Here is a 16,335-nt window from a genome sequence, read left to right as displayed (position 1 = left end):
CGCCACGGTAGCGGACAAGTACTGCCCCGATTGGTTGAAAACCGTCGCAGATTTGCGAAACCGCGTCATTTGGGACATTGTTCGTCCGGCGCCACGGGGGCAGTGGGGCCGCGGCCCACGCGCGCCGCTGCACAGGGGGAGGGGTCGGATGGGGCGACTGGTTCTGGGGGTGCTCTGTGCCGACGCTCCCCAGCAGGACCTGACCCGCACCGACGTCGCGGTCGTGCGCCTCGATCCCGACGATGCCACCCCCTGGGCCGACCTCGCCACCGGAGCGACCCACGCCGTCGTATTAGGCGAGCGCCGCCACGAGCTCGCCGTGCGCCACCACGCGGCCCTCGCCGCGGACCTGGGCCTGGCCGTCGCCTGGCGCGCCACGCTGCTCGGCCCGCTCGCCCTGGTCGCCGCCGCGCGGTACACCGCCCAGAACGCCGCGAGCGTCGGCCTCGCCCCGGCCGTGTTGGACGCCGCCGTGGCCGCCCTGTGGAACGGCGCCTGGGTGCCGAAGGTCGCCCGGCTGGACCACCCCGCCCCGAGCCTCGCCCAGCACCTGCGCTCCTGGCTGCCCGTGCCGGGCGGCTACCTCGTCACCCTCACCGGCGAGCCCCGGGTGGAGCGGGTGACGTCGGCGCGTGCCGCGGCGGCCGGCCGGCGCGGGCACCTGCTCCACTCCGAGGGCGCCCTGCCGGCCGCGGCGCGCGACCTCGCCCAGGACCGCTCCGGCGCGGCGGACGTCACCGCCGTGGCCGGGTTCGACCGGCCGGCCGCGGCGCGGTTCGGCCCCGGCGCCGTCGAGCTGGTCGCCCTTCCCGAGACCGTCGGCCCGCCGGCGCCCGGCCCGCACGTCGCGTGCCCGGCGTGCGGCGCAGAGGTCCCCGCGGGGTTCTGCCCCTACTGCCGGGTCCGCCGGGCCGAGACCGCACACGCAGGAGCTGAGGCATGAACCCCCGTCAGCGCCGCGGCGTCCTCTTCATGCTCCTGGCGGTGCTCGTGGCCGGCGGGGTGTTCCTCGTCGTCTTGCAGTACCTCTCGAGCGTGGCGAGCGCCGTCGGCCCCACCACCACCGTCTATCGCGCCTCCGGGCCGCTGCCGGCCTACGCCACCCTCACCCCGGACGCCCTCGTCGAGGACGAGGTGCCCACCCGGTGGCTCTCCGACTCGGCCCAGGTACCCCTCGAGGACCTGGTCGACCGCCGGGTCGGCGTCGCCCTCGCCGAGGGCACGATGGTCACCGCCGACATGCTCGTCCCGCCGTCCGACCTCAGCCCCACCGAGCGCGAGATCGCCATCGAGGTCGACGCCGTCACCGGCATCGCCGGGCGGGTGGAGCCGGGCGACTTCGTCGACATCTACGCCGTCTTCGCCGACGTGCCCGGCCTGCCCCAGCAGGTGCGGGTCCTCGTGCGCAGCGTGCGGGTGGTCACCGTCGCCGGCGAGCGGACCGTCGTCCAGGAGGACGGCGCCGCGCTGGGGGAGCAGCAGGTCATCCCCGTCACGCTCGCCCTGGAGCCCAACGACGCCCTCGCCGTCACCTACGCCGACGCCTTCGCCGCCGAGGTCCGCCTCGTGGGCCTGCCCGCCGGCACCGCCGAGGACCGCACCGGCGAGCAGGACCGCTACGACGCCGGGCAGCTCGGCGGCCAGCCGATCCCGGAAGGGGTGAACTGACATGGCCACCCAGGTGGTGATCGGCTGCGCCGACCAGACCATGGCCGCCGCGATCCGCGCCCAGCTCGGCGAGGCGGCCGACGTCGAGCTGCTCGCCGTCGCCGAGAGCACCAGCGAGCTCGTGCGCACGGTGATCGAGCGCGACCCCCAGCTCGTCGTCGTCCACGACGCCCTCGGCCCCGAGCCCGTCCACCAGGCGGTGCGCGACCTGTCCCTGCGCCGGCCCGCCTCGGTCGTGCTCATGGTGGTCGACGGCAGCGCCGAGTCCATCTCCGACGCCATGAACGCCGGCGCCCGCGGCGTGCTCACCCACCCGTTCTCCTTCACCGAGGTCCAGCAGCGGGTCATGGGGGCCATCGAGTGGTCCCGCCACCTGCGGCGCATGCTGACCACCGCGGGGGAGGACGCGGCCACGGACGGCTCGCGCGGCCGGGTGGTCGCCGTCACCGGCACCAAGGGCGGGGTCGGCACGACGACGATCGCCACCCACCTGGCCTGGGACGTGCGCCGGCAGACCCCGGGCCTCAAGGTCCTGCTGGTCGACCTCGACCTGGAGAAGGGCGACGTCACCAGCCTCATCGAGGCGAAGTACCGCACCTCGGTCGCCGACCTGGCCAAGGTCGCCGACGACCTGTCCGCGCACACGGTCCTGGACGCCGTCTTCGAGCACGAGTCCGGGCTGTCCCTGCTGCTGCCGCCGGAGGACATCCGCGACGTCGAGTGGGTCACCCCCGCCGCGGTGCGGCTGATCATGGCCCTGCTGCGCCAGCAGTTCGACCTCGTCGTCATCGACGCCGGCGCCCACGTCACCCCGGTGCAGGCCGCGGTGGTGGAGCTGGCCGACGAGGTGGTCGCCGTCGTCACCCCCGACCTCATCAGCGTGCGGGCGCTGCGCCGCAACGTCGCCTTCTGGGAGTCCCTGGCCGCCCGCAAGCCCGCCGACGTGCGGGTCCTGGTCAACAAGCACAGCCGCGCGCAGGAGGTGCAGCCGGAGACGCTGCGCCAGCTCTCGCCCGCGCCCCTGCTGCCCGCGGTCCTGCCGGAGATCACCCGGAGCCTGGAGAAGGCGGTGAACTCCCGCGCACCCGAGCTCGTCGACGACAAGAAGTGGTGGGAGCGGCTGCGCGAGGTCGGCTCCGCCCTCGGCGTCCTGGCCGCGCTCGAGCGGCGCCGCGAGGAGCCGTCGCCGCCCGCGGAGGCCGACGGCGGGGCGCCGTCGACCCGGCGCGGCCGCCGCCGGCAGGGGGCCGGGCTGCGGCGCCGGCGCGAGGAGGGCTCGGCGAGCGTCGAGCTGCTCGGCGTCCTGCCCGTCGCGCTGCTCGTCCTCGCCGTGCTGTGGCAGCTCGGCATGGCGGGCCTGACCTACGTGTGGACCGGGCACGCCGCCGCGGCGGCCGCGCGCACCGTGGCCCTGGGCGAGCGCGACGGCGGAGTCATCGAGCGCGCGGCGGTGGCCGAGCTGCCCGCGGGCGTCGCCGACGCGGCCGCCGTCTCCTACGCCCCCGCCTCGGAGAAGGTCACCGTCCGGGTCGACGTGCCCCTCGCCGCCCCGGGCCTGGCGCGACTGCCCTGGGAGGTCGAGGTCAGCCGCAACGTCGTGAAGGAGCCCCGGCCGTGAGCGGCCCCCGCGTCACCGCCGTGCACCGGCCGGCCGTCGCGGCGCCCCGGCGTCGACGGCTGCGCGGCGCCGGGTCCGAGCGCGGCTCGGCCGCCCTCGAGATGCTCGGCGTCCTCCCGGTCGTCGTGCTCGTGGCCCTCGCCACGCTGCAGGTCCTCGCGGGCGTCTACACGGTGCACGCCGCCAACCAGGCCGTGCGCGACGGCGCCCGAGCCGCGAGCCTGGGCGGGTCGGTGGCCGCGGCCGTGGACCGCTCGCTGCCCGGCACCCTCACGCCCCGCGAGCTCTCCGGCACGGGCGGGAAGGTCCGGCTCGTCCTCGACGTCCCGCGCATGGCGCCGTTCATCCCGGAGCTGCGGGTCACCCGCACGGCGGTCATGCCATGAGGGGCTTCAGCGACTGGGCGGGGGCCGGCGCCGGTGGCCGCACCCGCGCCGACCTCTCCCTGGCCAAGCAGGAGCTCGACGACGGGCTCGTCGAGAGCTTCAAGCGCAAGCTGCTCGACGAGGTCGACCTGTACGAGCTCGGCCGCCTCGAGCTGGCCCAGCGGCGCATCCGCCTCGAGCGGGTCGTCGCGCACCTGGTCTCCACCGAGGGCGTCATCCTCACCACCCGGGAGCGCAACGCCCTCATCCGGCGGGTCGTGGACGAGTCCATCGGCCTGGGCGTCCTCGAGCCGCTGATCGCCGACGAGACCGTCAGCGAGATCATGGTCAACGGCCACGGCACCATCTACGTCGAGCGGTTCGGCCAGCTCGAGCGCACCGCGAACGCGTTCGCCTCCGAGGCGCAGCTGCGCCAGACCATCGACCGGATCGTGTCCACCGTCAACCGGCGCGTGGACGAGTCCAGCCCCATGGTCGACGCCCGCCTGCCCCCGGACGAGCGCATGCCGCGCGGCGCCCGCGTCCACGTGGTCCTCCCGCCCCTGGCGCTGGACGGGCCGACGATGACCATCCGGCTCTTCCCCAAGGCCTACGGCCTCGACGAGCTCCTCGCCCGCCAGAGCCTCGACGTCGCCACGGCCAACCTGCTGGCGGCGTGCGTGCGGGCCCGGCTCAACGTCATCGTCTCGGGCGGGACCGCCTCGGGCAAGACCACGATGCTCAACGCGCTGTCGGCGTTCATCCAGCCCAAGCAGCGCATCATCACCATCGAGGACGCCGCCGAGCTGTCCCTGTCCCAGGAGCACGTGGTGCGCCTGGAGACCCGGCCGGCCAACGTCGAGGGCCACGGCCAGGTCACCATCCGCGACCTGGTGCGCAACGCCCTGCGCATGCGCCCGGACCGCATCATCGTCGGCGAGGTCCGCGGCGGCGAGGCGCTCGACATGCTCCAGGCGATGAACACCGGCCACGAGGGCTCCCTGGCCACCGTGCACGCCAACACCAGCTACGACGCGCTCAACCGCCTCGAGACGCTGGCCTCGATGAGCGACATCGAGATCCCCTTCCACGCGCTGCGCGACCAGGTCAACAACGCCATCGACGTGGTCCTCCAGCTCACCCGCGGCTCCGACGGCACCCGCCGGGTCACCGAGGTCGGCTGTGTCACCTCCCGCAACCGCGAGGACTTCGCCATCGCGCCGGTCATGTACTGGGACCCCGAGCGGGTGGGCGCGGACGGCCGGATCGGCGCCTTCGTCCAGCTGCCGGTGCCCGAGCAGCTCCTCGACCGCCTCCGGGTGGCCGGCGAGCTCGACGACGACGGCCGGCCCCGTCCCGTGGTCGACGTCGGCGCCCGTCCTGTCGTCGACGCCGGACCGCCGCCCCCGCCGCCGCTGACCGAGCCCGCCGGAGCGCGGCCATGACGACGGTGCTGCTCGTCCTCCTCGGGGTGCTCGCCGCCACGGTGCTCCTGCTGGCGGGCCTGCGCGACCTCGCCCTCGCCTCGAACCGGCGCCGCGCCCTCGCCGAGGCCGTCGCGACCGCGGACGGCCGCGCCGGCCGCACGCTGGTCGCCCGGCTCGACCGCGCCGTGCGCGCCACCCGGCCCGGGCGCTGGCTCGAGCGCCAGCTCATGCTCGCCGGCATGCAGGACCGGCCGGTCATCGTCGTCGTCGCCGTGGCGCTGGGCGCCGCCGGCGCGGTGGGCTGGGTGCTCGGCGCCGGGCTGGCCCCGATCTTCGGCCTCGGCGGCGTGGGGGCGTTCGTGCTGGGCATCCGCGCCTACATCGGCCGGGCGCGGGAGCGCCGCCGGGAGCAGTTCGTCGCCCAGATGCCCGAGCTCGCCCGGGTGCTGTCGAACGCGACGAACGCCGGGCTCTCCATCGCCACGGCGCTGGAGCGGGCCTCCCGCGAGCTGGCCGCGCCCGCGGGGCCGGAGCTGGCCCGGGTGGCCTCCCGCATGCACTTCGGGGCGAGCCTGCAGACCGCCGTCGCCGAGCTGGAGGAGCGGCTGCCCTCCCGGGAGGTCTCCGTCCTCGTCTCCACGCTGGTGGTCAGCGCCCGCAGCGGCGGGTCGCTCGTGTCCTCCCTCCGCGACATCGCCGACACCCTCGACGAGCGCAAGGAGGTGCGCCGAGAGGTGCGCACCACCCTGGCCCAGTCGACCGCGACGGGATACCTCGTGATCGTCCTGGGCGTCGGGCTGCTGTTCCTGCTCAACCTGCTCCAGCCCGGCACGGTCCAGGCCATGACCCGCGAGCTCGTGGGCCAGGCCGCCCTCGTCGTCGGCGGGGCGCTGTTCGTGGGCGGGTTCGTCGCGATCCGCCGCATGACGCGGTTCGACGGATGAGCGCCGCCCTCGCCCTTGCCCTCGCCGGCGCCGGCGCGGCGGCGGCGCTGCTGTTCCTGGTCGGCTACCGCCTCCTGCGCACCGACCCCGCCAGCCACCTGGACGCCGAGGACCTCGTGCTCCTGCGCCGTGAGCAGCGCCGGCGGGCCGAGGGCGTCTCGCCGCTGCGGCGCCTGGCGGCCGCCCTCGCGCCGCGGCTGCGGCGCCTGCTCACCCGCCGCCAGGTCGAGGCGCTGAGCACGCGGATCGAGGAGGCGGGCCGGCCCGGCGGGCTCACGGTCGACGGGTTCCTCGAGCGGACGGCGCTGTGGGTCATCCTCGTCACCCCCCTCGCGCTGCTGCTCCTGGCGATGGGCAACGTGCCCATCGCGCTGCTGTCGCTGACCGTCCCGGTCCTCATGCCGCTGGGGAGCCTGGCCGGGGCCCAGCGCCGCCGCCGCGAGCGGATCGACCGGGACCTGCCGGACTTCCTTGACATCCTCGCCGTCACCGTCAGCGCCGGGGTGAGCTTCCGTGCCGCGCTGGTGCGCGTCGCCGAGCGGTTCAAGGGCCCCCTGGCCGACGAGGTCAACCTCACCATCTCCCAGATCGCCAACGGCCTGCCGCTGCGCGACGCCTTCCAGGCCATGCGCGGGCGCAGCGGCTCGGAGAGCGTGGGCCACTTCGTCTCCGCCCTGCTGCAGTCCCAGGAGCTCGGCGCCCCGCTGGCGGAGTCCCTCAACCAGATCGCCGCGGACATGCGCCGCGACAGCGCCCAGCGCCAGCGCCGCAAGGCCGCCCAGACCGCGCCGCGGGTGAGCCTGGTGACCTCCGTCGTCCTCCTGCCCGGCGCCCTGATCTTCATCATCGTCGGCTTCATCGTGGGCTCCGACGTCGACTTCGGCGCCTTCCTGGGCGGGTGAGACCGGTGAGCACCAGCGAGCCACTGCACCGCCACGCCGGGACGATGGTGCGCGCCGCCCTGCTGGCCCGCCTGGCCAGCCTGGGCGCCGCGCTCGTGTGGCTGGTCGTCGACGGCGCCGGGCCGGCCGCGCTGGTCGCCGTGGTCGTGCTCAGCCTGGAGACCTTCGTGGCCCTGGCCGTCCCGGGGGTGCGTGACCTCGTCGCCCGGCACCCCCTCGCCGTCGTCGCCGACTCGGTCATGGTCTTCGCGGTGCTGGCGATGGTGGGGACCACCTCGCCGGTGGTGCTCGCCACGCTGTCGACCGCGCTGATGTACGGCGTGCTGTTCGAGCGGCGCCTCGCCGCGCTCCTCGGGGTCATGCTGGTCGCGCTCTACGTGCTGGCCTCGGAGGCGACCCTGGACCCGGAGCCGTCCTTCATGGGGGTGCTCGGCGTCCCCACCCTGTTCCTGTCCATGCTCGCGCTCGGCATGGCCGCCCGCGGGTCCTACGCCCGGCAGGCCCGGCTGGCCGCGGCGGCCGCGGCCGAGAGCACCGCCCGCGCGGCCGCCGAGGAGCGGGCCCGGCTGGCCCGCGAGCTGCACGACTCCCTGGGCAAGTCCCTCCACGGGATCTCCCTGCTCGCCGACGGGCTGCCGCAGTGGATCGACAAGGACGTCGACAGGGCGCGGCAGTACGCCGCCGCCCTCGCCGACGGCGCCCGGCAGGCCGCCGCCGAGACCCGCCAGATCGTGACCATGGCCCGCATGGACCAGCCCGACCGGCCCCTGGCCGAGGTGCTGCACGAGATGTGCGCCCGCTGGGAGGCCGCCCAGGAGGTGCCCTGCTCGTTCACGCACCGCTGCGTCGTCGACCTGAGCACCGACGCGCGGTACGAGGTGGTCGCGATCGTCGGGGAGGCGCTGGAGAACGTGGCGCGGCACGCGGCGGCGTCCCGGGTGCAGGTGGAGCTGGCGCGCCGGGACGACGGCGCCATCGAGGTGCTCGTGGCCGACGACGGCCGCGGGTTCTGCCCCCGGCCCGACGGGACGAGCCCGCGCGGGCACTACGGGCTGACGGGCATGCATGAGCGGGCGCGCCTGGTCGGCGCCGAGCTGACGATCGTCTCCGCGGCCGGCGAGGGCACGCGGGTGCGGGTGGTCTGCCGAGAGGAAGGGCACGATGACTGAGGTGAGCGAGCTGGTCCCGCCGGAGTCCGACCCGGCGGCGCTGTGGCGCGCCCAGGTGGGCGTGGCGATCGTCGACGACAACGCGGTGATCCGCATGGGGCTGAGGGCGCTGGTCGAGGCCTCCGACACGCTGCGCTTCGTCGGCGAGGCCGGCGACGGCGAGGCCGCGGTGGACCTGGTGCGGGCCACCCTGCCGGACGTGGTGCTCCTCGACGTGCGCATGCCGCGCCGGGACGGGGTGGCCGTCGCCCGCGAGGTGTCGCAGTGGACCAAGGTGCTCATGCTCACCTACTCCGAGGCCCCCGACGTGGTCGAGGCCGCCGTCGAGGCGGGCGCCGGCGGGTACCTGGTGCACGGCCAGTTCGACAGCGGCGAGCTCGAGGCCAGCATCCTGGCGGTCGCGCGCGGCGCGTTCCTGCTCTCTCCACCGGCCGCCCAGGCGCTGCGGACCGCCCGGGCCCGGGAGCGCGAGCCCGCCGCGCCGCGGCGGCCGGAGAACTGCCTGAGCGAGCGGCAGCGGGAGGTCATGGACGCCATCGCGGAGGGCAAGACGAACGGGGAGATCGCCCGGCAGCTGTTCCTGTCGGAGAAGACCGTCAAGAACCATGTCAACCGGATCTTCGCCGGCCTGGGGGTGCGCACCCGGGCGGAGGCGATCGCGTGGTGGCTGTCCGGGGCGTGACGTCCGGCGGTGGGGCGGGCCCGGGCCGGCGCGGCGGGACGGGCCTGGGCCCCGCACGGCGGGGGCCGGGCGGGGTTGGGCCCGGCGTTGGGCCCGTGGGCCCCACGGTTTCGCCGCCGCGCTTCCTAGCGTGAGGGCTGTCGGGGCGAGCCGTCCGGCTCGACCACCCAGGCAGCAGATGAAGGAGCAGACATGTCCACCCGACTCTACGTGCGCGCCAAGGTCCGCCTGCAGGAGCTGCTCGACCGCCGCGACGCCGGTCAGGGCACCCTCGAGTACCTCGGCGTCGTCGTCATCGTCGCCATTCTCGTTGTCGCGGCCGTGACCGCGTTCAACAGCTTCAACCTCGGCGAGAAGATCACGACCCAGCTCGACAAGATCGGCAACGCCGGCTGAGACCCTCGGCGGCCCCGGCCGCCGCGCCATGGACGCAAGGAGGCGCCGCAGGGGGGCGCCGCCTTCGGCGCGCACCGCGCGGCGGGCACGGCCGGGCTACGCCCGGCAGGAGGGAAGCACAGTGCTCGACGTCGTCCGGCGCCGCCTCGGCGGCCGGGTCGCCGACCGCGGCGCCGCGACGGCGGGCCTGATCCTGCTGGGCGCGTTCGGCGCGCTGGCGCTCGTCTTCCTCGCCGTCCTGCCCCTGCTCAGCGGCACCGAGCAGAGCTCGCGGGCGCAGACGGCCGCCGACGCCGCCGCCCTGGGCGGCGCCGAGCACCTGCGTGACCACCTCCTGCGGGGCGTGGTCTCGCTGCGACCGGGCGACAGCCTGCTCGACCTCCTGCCGGGCACCACGGGCGACGCGACGGCGGCCGCGACCATGGCGGGCCGCAACGGCGCCTCGCTCCGCGAGTACGACCGGTCCGGCCGCCGGGTAGAGGTCCGGGTGCGCCTGAACGAGCCGGGCGCCGCCGGCACCAGCCCCGTCGAGGCCCGGGCGGTCGCCCAGCTCGGCAACGGGCTCGACCTGGGCGCCTGCCGGCTCGGCGAGGAGGCCCCCGAGCCCCCTCCGACGCCGTCGCCGACCCCGGAGGGGGAGGAGGCGACGCCGGAGCCGTCGCCCGCGCCCACGCTCTACGCGTTCACCTGCGCCGGCGTCCTGAGCTGGCAGGGCGAGGACCTCACGGACCTCGCCGGCGCCCTCCGCGACGCGCTCCGCGAACCTCTCCTGCCGCGCCTCGTCGCGTGAGCGGCCGGGGCACGTCCGCCGCGCACCGGCTTTAATCGGACTTGTCCGGACAGAACCACTCGAAGGGATCGTCCATGGAGATCGGGCCCCACCGCCGCCGCGCCGTGCGCGCGGCGGGTCTTGGCGTCGGCCTCGCCGTGCTGGCCGCGGGCCTGCCCGCGACCGCGCAGACCCCGGCGCCGGCCGACGAGCTCGGCTCCCCGGAGATCCCGGTGCGTGCGACGTTCAGCTACCCGTCGTTCTTCCTCGCCGCGAACCCCGAGGTGACCGGCGCCGTGCACGGCGTCCGGCGCGTCGACGGCGGCACGGCCGTCTACTTCTCGGTCGGGGTGGCCGAGGGACAGGCCGACCACTTCGCCGGCACGACCGCGTTCGAGCCGGCACCCTCGCCCTACCGCCTCAACGACGTCGCCAACCTCGCCCTCGTCGACACGAGCACGCTGACGGCCTACCGGCCGCTGCACGGCGACGTCGCCCTCACCTCGAGCACCATCGGCATGGAGGCCGAGCCCGGTCAGCTCGTCACGTTCTTCGCGGTGTTCCCCGAGCTGCCGGCGGGCACCACCTCCGTCGACCTGCAGTTCGAGTGGGGCGTCACCGCCTCCAGCGTGCCGGTCGAGAACGGGCCGCTGGAGCCGGCGGTGGGCGAGTCGTTCACGGTCCTCGGCGAGGGCTGGCCGAAGCTGCCCTCGGCCGGCCAGATCGCCGCCGCCGACCCCGCCGCCGTCACCTTCGACCTGGTGGCCCGCAGCGAGGACCAGGCCGGGACGGCCGCCGTAGCGGAGAGCCCCGACCAGGTCGAGGTGACCTTCGACGCCGACGTCCTCTTCGCCGTCGACTCCGCGGAGGTCTCGGCCGAGGCTAGGGCCCGGGTGGAGGAGATCGCCCGCGACATCGCCGCCCGCGGCGTGGGCGAGGTCGCCGTGACCGGGCACACCGACTCCGTGCGGGGCGCGGTGGACAACCAGGCACTCTCGGAGCAGCGGGCCCAGGCCGTCGCCGACCTGCTCGCCCCGGTCGTCCAGGACGCCGGCGTCACCCTCGCCGTCGCGGGCCGGGGACCGTCCGAGCCCGTGGCCGACAACTCCACCGAGGAGGGCCGCGCGGCCAACCGGCGGGTGACGGTGGTCTACCAGGTGAGCGAGGAGCGATGAGGATGCGACGGGTCGTCACGGGCGTGGCCGCGGTGCTGCTGCTGGCCGGGTGCACCGGGTCCGCCGAGGCGGACGGCGGCGCCGGCACGGCGAGCCCGACGGCCGCCCAGACCCCCGAGCGCACGGTCGAGGAGGTCACCGGCGCGATCTTCGGCGCCGCCGACGCCGCGGAGCCGATCGCGGAGGCCGACGGGGAGATCGTCGACAACGGCTCGGGTCGCACGCCGGCGCGCATCACGGTCGAGGCCGTCACCGCCGGCCCGGAGAGCACGCTCCTGCGCTTCACCCTCTACGCCACCAGCGGGGAGGAGTCGGTGTCGCTGCAGGCCTTCAACGCCCTCACCCCGCTCACGGCGGACGTCCGGGACGTCAAGATCGGCGACCCGGCGTCCGGCACGACGTACGCGCCCTACCTGGGGTACGAGGACGGCGCGGAGAGCGACGAGGCCTCGTTCTGCCTGTGCTCCGCGCACCCGAAGACGATCGACACCGACGGCGTGCACCTGTACGCCACGTACCCGCCGCTCGACCCTGCGGCGCAGACCGCGACCGTCTACGTGCCGGGCTTCCCCGAGCTGAGCGACGTCCCGGTCACCCGCACCGCGGAGCAGGGCGGAAAGTGACGCCCGGCGCACGGACGCCCGGCGCCGGGCGTTCGTCCGCCGCCTATCCTGGGCCGGTGAGCACCTCAGACCTGCCCCGGCCCACGACGACCGAGCCCGAGGCGCCCGCCGGCACCGAGCGCCCCGTGCTCGTCGTCGACTACGGCGCCCAGTACGCCCAGCTGATCGCCCGGCGCGTGCGCGAGGCGCACGTGTACTCCGAGATCGTCCCGCACACGATGAGCGTGGACGCGATGCTCGCCAAGGACCCGGCGGCGATCATCCTCTCCGGCGGCCCGGCGTCGGTGTACGCCGACGACGCCCCGAGCACGGACCCGGCGCTGTTCGAGGCCGGGGTGCCGGTGCTCGGCATCTGCTACGGCTTCCAGTCGATGGCCCGCGCGCTCGGCGGCCGGGTGGCCCAGACCGGCTCCCGCGAGTACGGCTCCACGGTGGTCCAGCTCCAGGCCGCCGGCGAGCTCCTCGCCGGCTCGCCCACCCAGCAGACGGTGTGGATGTCCCACGGCGACGCCGTCCAGGCCGCCCCCGAGGGCTTCCAGGTGCTGGCCACCTCCGAGGGCTCCCCGGTCGCGGCGTTCGAGGACCCCGACCGGCGCCTGTACGGCATGCAGTGGCACCCCGAGGTCAAGCACTCGGTGCTCGGCCAGGAGGCCCTCGAGCGCTTCCTCTACGACGGCGCCCGCCTGGAGCCGACGTGGACGCCCGGCAACGTCATCGCCGAGCAGGTCGAGGCCATCCGCGCCCAGGTCGGCCAGGACCGCGTGATCTGCGGGCTGTCCGGCGGCGTGGACTCCTCCGTGGCCGCCGCGCTCGTCCACCGGGCCGTGGGGGACCAGCTCACCTGCGTCTTCGTCGACCACGGGCTGCTGCGCGCCGGCGAGGCCGAGCAGGTGGAGAAGGACTTCGTGGCCGCCACGGGCGTCAACCTCAAGGTGGTCGACGCCTCGCAGACCTTCCTCGACGCGCTCAAGGGTGTGACCGACCCCGAGACCAAGCGCAAGATCATCGGCCGGGAGTTCATCCGCGCCTTCGAGCACGCCGCGCGCGAGATCGTCGCCGAGGCCGGCGACGGCGCGGGCGACGTGAAGTACCTCGTCCAGGGCACGCTGTACCCCGACGTCGTCGAGTCCGGCGGCGGCGAGGGCGCGGCGAACATCAAGTCCCACCACAACGTCGGTGGCCTGCCCGAGGACCTGCAGTTCGAGCTGGTGGAGCCGCTGCGCACGCTGTTCAAGGACGAGGTCCGGGCCGTCGGCCTCGAGCTCGGCGTGCCCGAGCAGATCGTGTGGCGCCAGCCCTTCCCCGGCCCCGGCCTGGGCATCCGCATCATCGGCGAGGTCACCGCCGGGCGGCTGGAGATCCTGCGGGCGGCGGACGCCATCGCCCGCGAGGAGCTGAGCAAGGCCGGGCTCGACCGCGACATCTGGCAGTGCCCGGTGGTCCTGCTCGCCGACGTTCGCTCCGTCGGCGTGCAGGGCGACGGGCGCACCTACGGCCACCCGGTGGTGCTGCGCCCGGTCTCCTCCGAGGACGCCATGACCGCGGACTGGTCCCGGGTGCCGTACGACGTCCTGGCGACGATCTCCACGCGGATCACCAACGCCGTGCCGGAGATCAACCGGGTCGTCCTCGACGTGACCTCCAAGCCGCCCGCGACCATCGAGTGGGAGTGAGCCGGCTCCGCGTCGTCCACGTCTCCGACTGCTACCCGCCACGGGTGGGCGGGATCGAGACCCAGGTGCACGACCTCGCGGTGCGCCAGGCCCGCGCCGGCCACGACGTGCACGTGCTCACCGCCACCGGCGCGGCGGCGGCCGGCGTCGGGCACCCCGGCGGGAGCGGTCACGGCGCGGCCGCCGAGCCGGGCGGTCCCACGGTCCACCGGCTGGCCACGCCGCTGACCTTCGGGGTCCCGGTGCACCCGCTCGAGGGGCTGCTGCTGCGGCGGGCCCTGCGCGAGCTGCGGCCCGACATCGTGCACGTGCACGCCGGGGTGGTCTCCCCGTTCGCCCACGCCGGCGCCCGGGCGGCCCGCCGCCTCGGCCTGCCCCTGGCGGTCACCTGGCACTGCATGCTCGATGGCGTCGTGCCGCTGTACCGGGCCGGCGCCGCGCTGGCGGGGTGGCGCCGCGCCGCCGTCGCCCTCTCCGCGGTCTCCGCCGTGGCGGGGGAGCGGGTGGCGCGCGTGCTCGCCGTGGACCCGGCCGACGTGCTCGTCGTGCCCAACGGGCTGGACGTCGCCGCCTGGGCGCCGCCGGCCGGGCCGGACGACGACGGGGCCGGCCCGGCCGCGCAGCCGGCCGGTGGGTCCTCGGTGCCCGGCGTCTCGCTGCCGCCCGCCGGCCCGCTGCGGGTGGTGGCCACGCAGCGGCTGGCCCCGCGCAAGCGGCCCGTGCCGCTGGTGCGGGTCATCGCGGCGGCGCACGAGCGCCTCGGGCGCGACGCCGCCGGCCGCCCCCGCCTCCACCTCACCCTCGTCGGGTCCGGGCCCGCCGAGCGGGCCGTGCGCGCCGAGGTCGCCCGCCGCGGCCTCGGCGACGTCGTCGAGGTCGCCGGCCGCCTGCCCCGGGCCGCGCTGGCCGGCCGGTACCGCGGCGAGCACGTCTTCCTCGCCCCGGCGCGCCTGGAGGCCTTCGGCATCGCCGCCCTCGAGGCGCGCGCCGCCGGGCTCGCCGTCGTCGCCGGACGCGGGACCGGGGTCAGCGAGTTCGTCCGCGACGGCGTCGACGGGCTCCTCACCCCCGACCGGGCGGACGGGTTGGACGACGGCGCCGCCGACGCCGCGCTCGCGGCCGCGCTGGTGCGACTGGCCCGCGAGGACGGGCTGCTCGCCGGGCTGCTCGCGCACAACCGGCGGGTCGCCCCCGCGGCGGACTGGGCCGACGTCCTCGCCGCCGCGGACGCCCTCTACGCCCGCGCCCGCGCCCGCGCGCGCCGCTGAGCCGCAGGCGGCCCCGCGCCGCCTGGCACCACCCGCCGTCCGGCTCCCCGCCGCCCCGCACCACCCGGACGGCTCCCCGGCGCCGGATCGTCCCCGCCGAGTCGCCGACCCGGGTCCCCGGTGGGCCCTCCTTGGGCCCACGGGCCCCAAGACCCGTCCGTAACCGCCCCTAGCGTCGTGGCAGACCATCAGGCCGACGTGGGGGAGAAGCATGAGGGCGCTGCTGCGGGAGCGCGAGCGGGGTGCTGCGACGCTGGAGCACCTCGGCACCGTGGTCATCGTCGTGCTCCTGTTCGGCGGGGCCGTCCTCGGCTTCGCCACCTACGGGCCGCGGCTGCAGCAGCAGCTGTGCGTGCTCGCGACCGCGGTAGGCATGTCGGGCCCCTGCGAGGGGACGCCGGTCGCCCAGCCCCAGGAGAGCGGCCCCACCGACGCCGACTTCCTGCCGGCCGTCTGCACGATCCGGGAGACGGCCACCCAGACCAACGCCAAGATCACGATCGCCTTCCTCGAGCTGGGCAACGACGCCGGCTTCATCGTCCAGGAGAACGCCGACGGCACCGTGCAGGTGACGGTGACGGACGGCGCAAGCCTGGGGGCGTCGGGCGGCTTCGGGGCCAGCCTCGGCGGGAAGGACTCCGGGATCGGCGGTGACGTGTCGTTCGGCGCGGGGCTGAGCTTCAAGAACGGCTCCCAGTGGAACTTCGACAGCATGGACGACTGGACGGCCATGGAGGCCGACCTCAACGCGTACCTGGCGCAGCAGATGTCGCTCAAGAACGACACGTCCGGTGGCATGTACCTGTACCTCTCGCTCACCGACGGCTACCTCGACAAGCCGCAGGAGCCGGAGCAGACCTCCTGGACCCAGACCATCGAGATCTCCGGGAACGGGAAGATCGGCCTGCGCGACACGATCCCGGGCAAGGACGGCGCCGAGCCGCAGGAGATCGACCCCAACCTGGGGGTGTACGTCGACGGCAAGCTCGCCGACGAGTACGTCGTCACGGAGAACCACAAGACCGGGGAGACGTCGCGGACGTACGCCTTCACCGCCTCGGGCGAGGCCGGAGGAAATCTCGTCGTCGGGAACGCCTCCGCCTGGGGCGAGCAGAAGGGCGCCTACAAGATCACCGAGAACAAGGACGGCGAGGTGATTTCCATCGAGTTCATGGCCGAGCGCGCCGGTGGCAGCAAGGCCGCCCTGGGCGTCCAGCCCGTCACCGACCAGGGCGGCAGCGCCGGGATGACCGACGCCTCGAACACCCGCACGGTCGTCACCACGACGATCGAGGTCACCGACGCCAACCGCCACATCGTCGAGGAGTGGGTCACGGCCGCGGACTCGAACGCCTCCTTCGGGCTGCCGGTCGCCGTGCCCGCCAACGCCCAACGGCCCGACAGCCCCGTCGCGGACCACCCGTTCGCCAACCTCCTCTACCAGGAGGGCCGGACCAGCGAGCGGGTGTACGACAACGTCGAGGACGGCTGGTCCTTCGGGGCGGAGTTCGCCCTGGGCATCAAGCTCGGTGCCAGCTTCGGCAACGAGGAGAAGACCGCGACCATCCAGGACGCCAGCTTCCTGGGCGCACCCGCGCAGGACGGCGTCCGCCCGATGGTTCCCGAGTCCGCCTGCACCATCGACTGAAGGAGCAC

16 protein-coding genes are annotated in these 16,335 nt (G+C 75.3%); all 16 read left to right on the top strand.

Features of this window, described 5'->3' with window-relative positions; all coding sequences use genetic code 11:
* Positions 1-148 precede the first annotated feature (148 nt).
* Positions 149-943 (top strand): zinc ribbon domain-containing protein, encoded by a 795-nt coding sequence (locus GD880_RS02340; RefSeq protein ID WP_152229998.1) that lies wholly within the window; start codon positions 149-151, stop codon positions 941-943.
* Complete coding sequence (cpaB, locus tag GD880_RS02335; RefSeq protein ID WP_152229997.1) at positions 940-1,668, top strand: Flp pilus assembly protein CpaB; 729 nt, start codon at positions 940-942, stop codon at positions 1,666-1,668. Before GD880_RS02340 ends, cpaB begins: the two co-directional genes overlap by 4 nt.
* Before the next feature lies 1 nt (position 1,669).
* A complete protein-coding gene (locus GD880_RS02330; RefSeq protein WP_152229996.1) occupies positions 1,670-3,286 on the top strand; it encodes an AAA family ATPase in 1,617 nt (538 codons plus the stop codon).
* Positions 3,283-3,672 carry a TadE/TadG family type IV pilus assembly protein gene (locus tag GD880_RS02325; protein WP_152229995.1) on the top strand — a complete coding sequence of 130 codons (390 nt, stop codon included), beginning with the start codon at positions 3,283-3,285 and terminating at the stop codon, positions 3,670-3,672. Before GD880_RS02330 ends, GD880_RS02325 begins: the two co-directional genes overlap by 4 nt.
* Positions 3,669-5,096, top strand: coding sequence for a CpaF family protein (locus GD880_RS02320; RefSeq protein ID WP_152229994.1), 1,428 nt, complete (start codon positions 3,669-3,671; stop codon positions 5,094-5,096). The genes GD880_RS02325 and GD880_RS02320 overlap by 4 nt, the downstream gene beginning before the upstream one ends.
* Positions 5,093-6,022 (top strand): type II secretion system F family protein, encoded by a 930-nt coding sequence (locus GD880_RS02315; RefSeq protein ID WP_152229993.1) that lies wholly within the window; start codon positions 5,093-5,095, stop codon positions 6,020-6,022. Before GD880_RS02320 ends, GD880_RS02315 begins: the two co-directional genes overlap by 4 nt.
* Positions 6,019-6,924: a type II secretion system F family protein gene (locus GD880_RS02310; protein ID WP_152229992.1), complete on the top strand. Its 906-nt coding sequence runs from the start codon at positions 6,019-6,021 to the stop codon at positions 6,922-6,924. Before GD880_RS02315 ends, GD880_RS02310 begins: the two co-directional genes overlap by 4 nt.
* Before the next feature lie 5 nt (positions 6,925-6,929).
* Entirely contained in the window at positions 6,930-8,093 is a 1,164-nt protein-coding gene (locus tag GD880_RS02305; protein WP_152229991.1) for a sensor histidine kinase, read from the top strand.
* Entirely contained in the window at positions 8,086-8,775 is a 690-nt protein-coding gene (locus GD880_RS02300; protein ID WP_152229990.1) for a response regulator, read from the top strand. The genes GD880_RS02305 and GD880_RS02300 overlap by 8 nt, the downstream gene beginning before the upstream one ends.
* A 192-nt stretch (positions 8,776-8,967) precedes the next feature.
* The gene (locus GD880_RS02295; RefSeq protein WP_152229989.1) at positions 8,968-9,171 is read left to right on the top strand and encodes a hypothetical protein; all 204 of its coding nucleotides are present in this window, start codon (positions 8,968-8,970) and stop codon (positions 9,169-9,171) included.
* Positions 9,172-9,292: 121 nt separating this feature from the next.
* Positions 9,293-9,961 carry a hypothetical protein gene (locus GD880_RS02290; RefSeq protein WP_152229988.1) on the top strand — a complete coding sequence of 223 codons (669 nt, stop codon included), beginning with the start codon at positions 9,293-9,295 and terminating at the stop codon, positions 9,959-9,961.
* Positions 9,962-10,035: 74 nt separating this feature from the next.
* A complete protein-coding gene (locus GD880_RS02285) occupies positions 10,036-11,115 on the top strand; it encodes an OmpA family protein (protein ID WP_152229987.1) in 1,080 nt (359 codons plus the stop codon).
* Positions 11,112-11,738, top strand: coding sequence for a hypothetical protein (locus tag GD880_RS02280; protein ID WP_193314319.1), 627 nt, complete (start codon positions 11,112-11,114; stop codon positions 11,736-11,738). Before GD880_RS02285 ends, GD880_RS02280 begins: the two co-directional genes overlap by 4 nt.
* Before the next feature lie 56 nt (positions 11,739-11,794).
* On the top strand, positions 11,795-13,411 hold the full coding sequence (gene guaA, locus GD880_RS02275; RefSeq protein ID WP_405002711.1) for a glutamine-hydrolyzing GMP synthase: 1,617 nt from the start codon (positions 11,795-11,797) through the stop codon (positions 13,409-13,411).
* The gene (locus GD880_RS02270) at positions 13,408-14,679 is read left to right on the top strand and encodes a glycosyltransferase family 4 protein (protein ID WP_152229985.1); all 1,272 of its coding nucleotides are present in this window, start codon (positions 13,408-13,410) and stop codon (positions 14,677-14,679) included. Before guaA ends, GD880_RS02270 begins: the two co-directional genes overlap by 4 nt.
* A 211-nt stretch (positions 14,680-14,890) precedes the next feature.
* On the top strand, positions 14,891-16,327 hold the full coding sequence (locus GD880_RS02265) for a hypothetical protein (protein ID WP_152229984.1): 1,437 nt from the start codon (positions 14,891-14,893) through the stop codon (positions 16,325-16,327).
* The last annotated feature ends 8 nt before the right edge of the window (positions 16,328-16,335 follow it).

Origin of the sequence: Georgenia ruanii (genome assembly GCF_009193175.1) — a bacterium.
Lineage (GTDB): Bacteria > Actinomycetota > Actinomycetes > Actinomycetales > Actinomycetaceae > Georgenia > Georgenia ruanii.
Note: the sequence above shows the minus strand (reverse complement) of the source record. Positions and strands in the feature narration are given on the sequence as shown.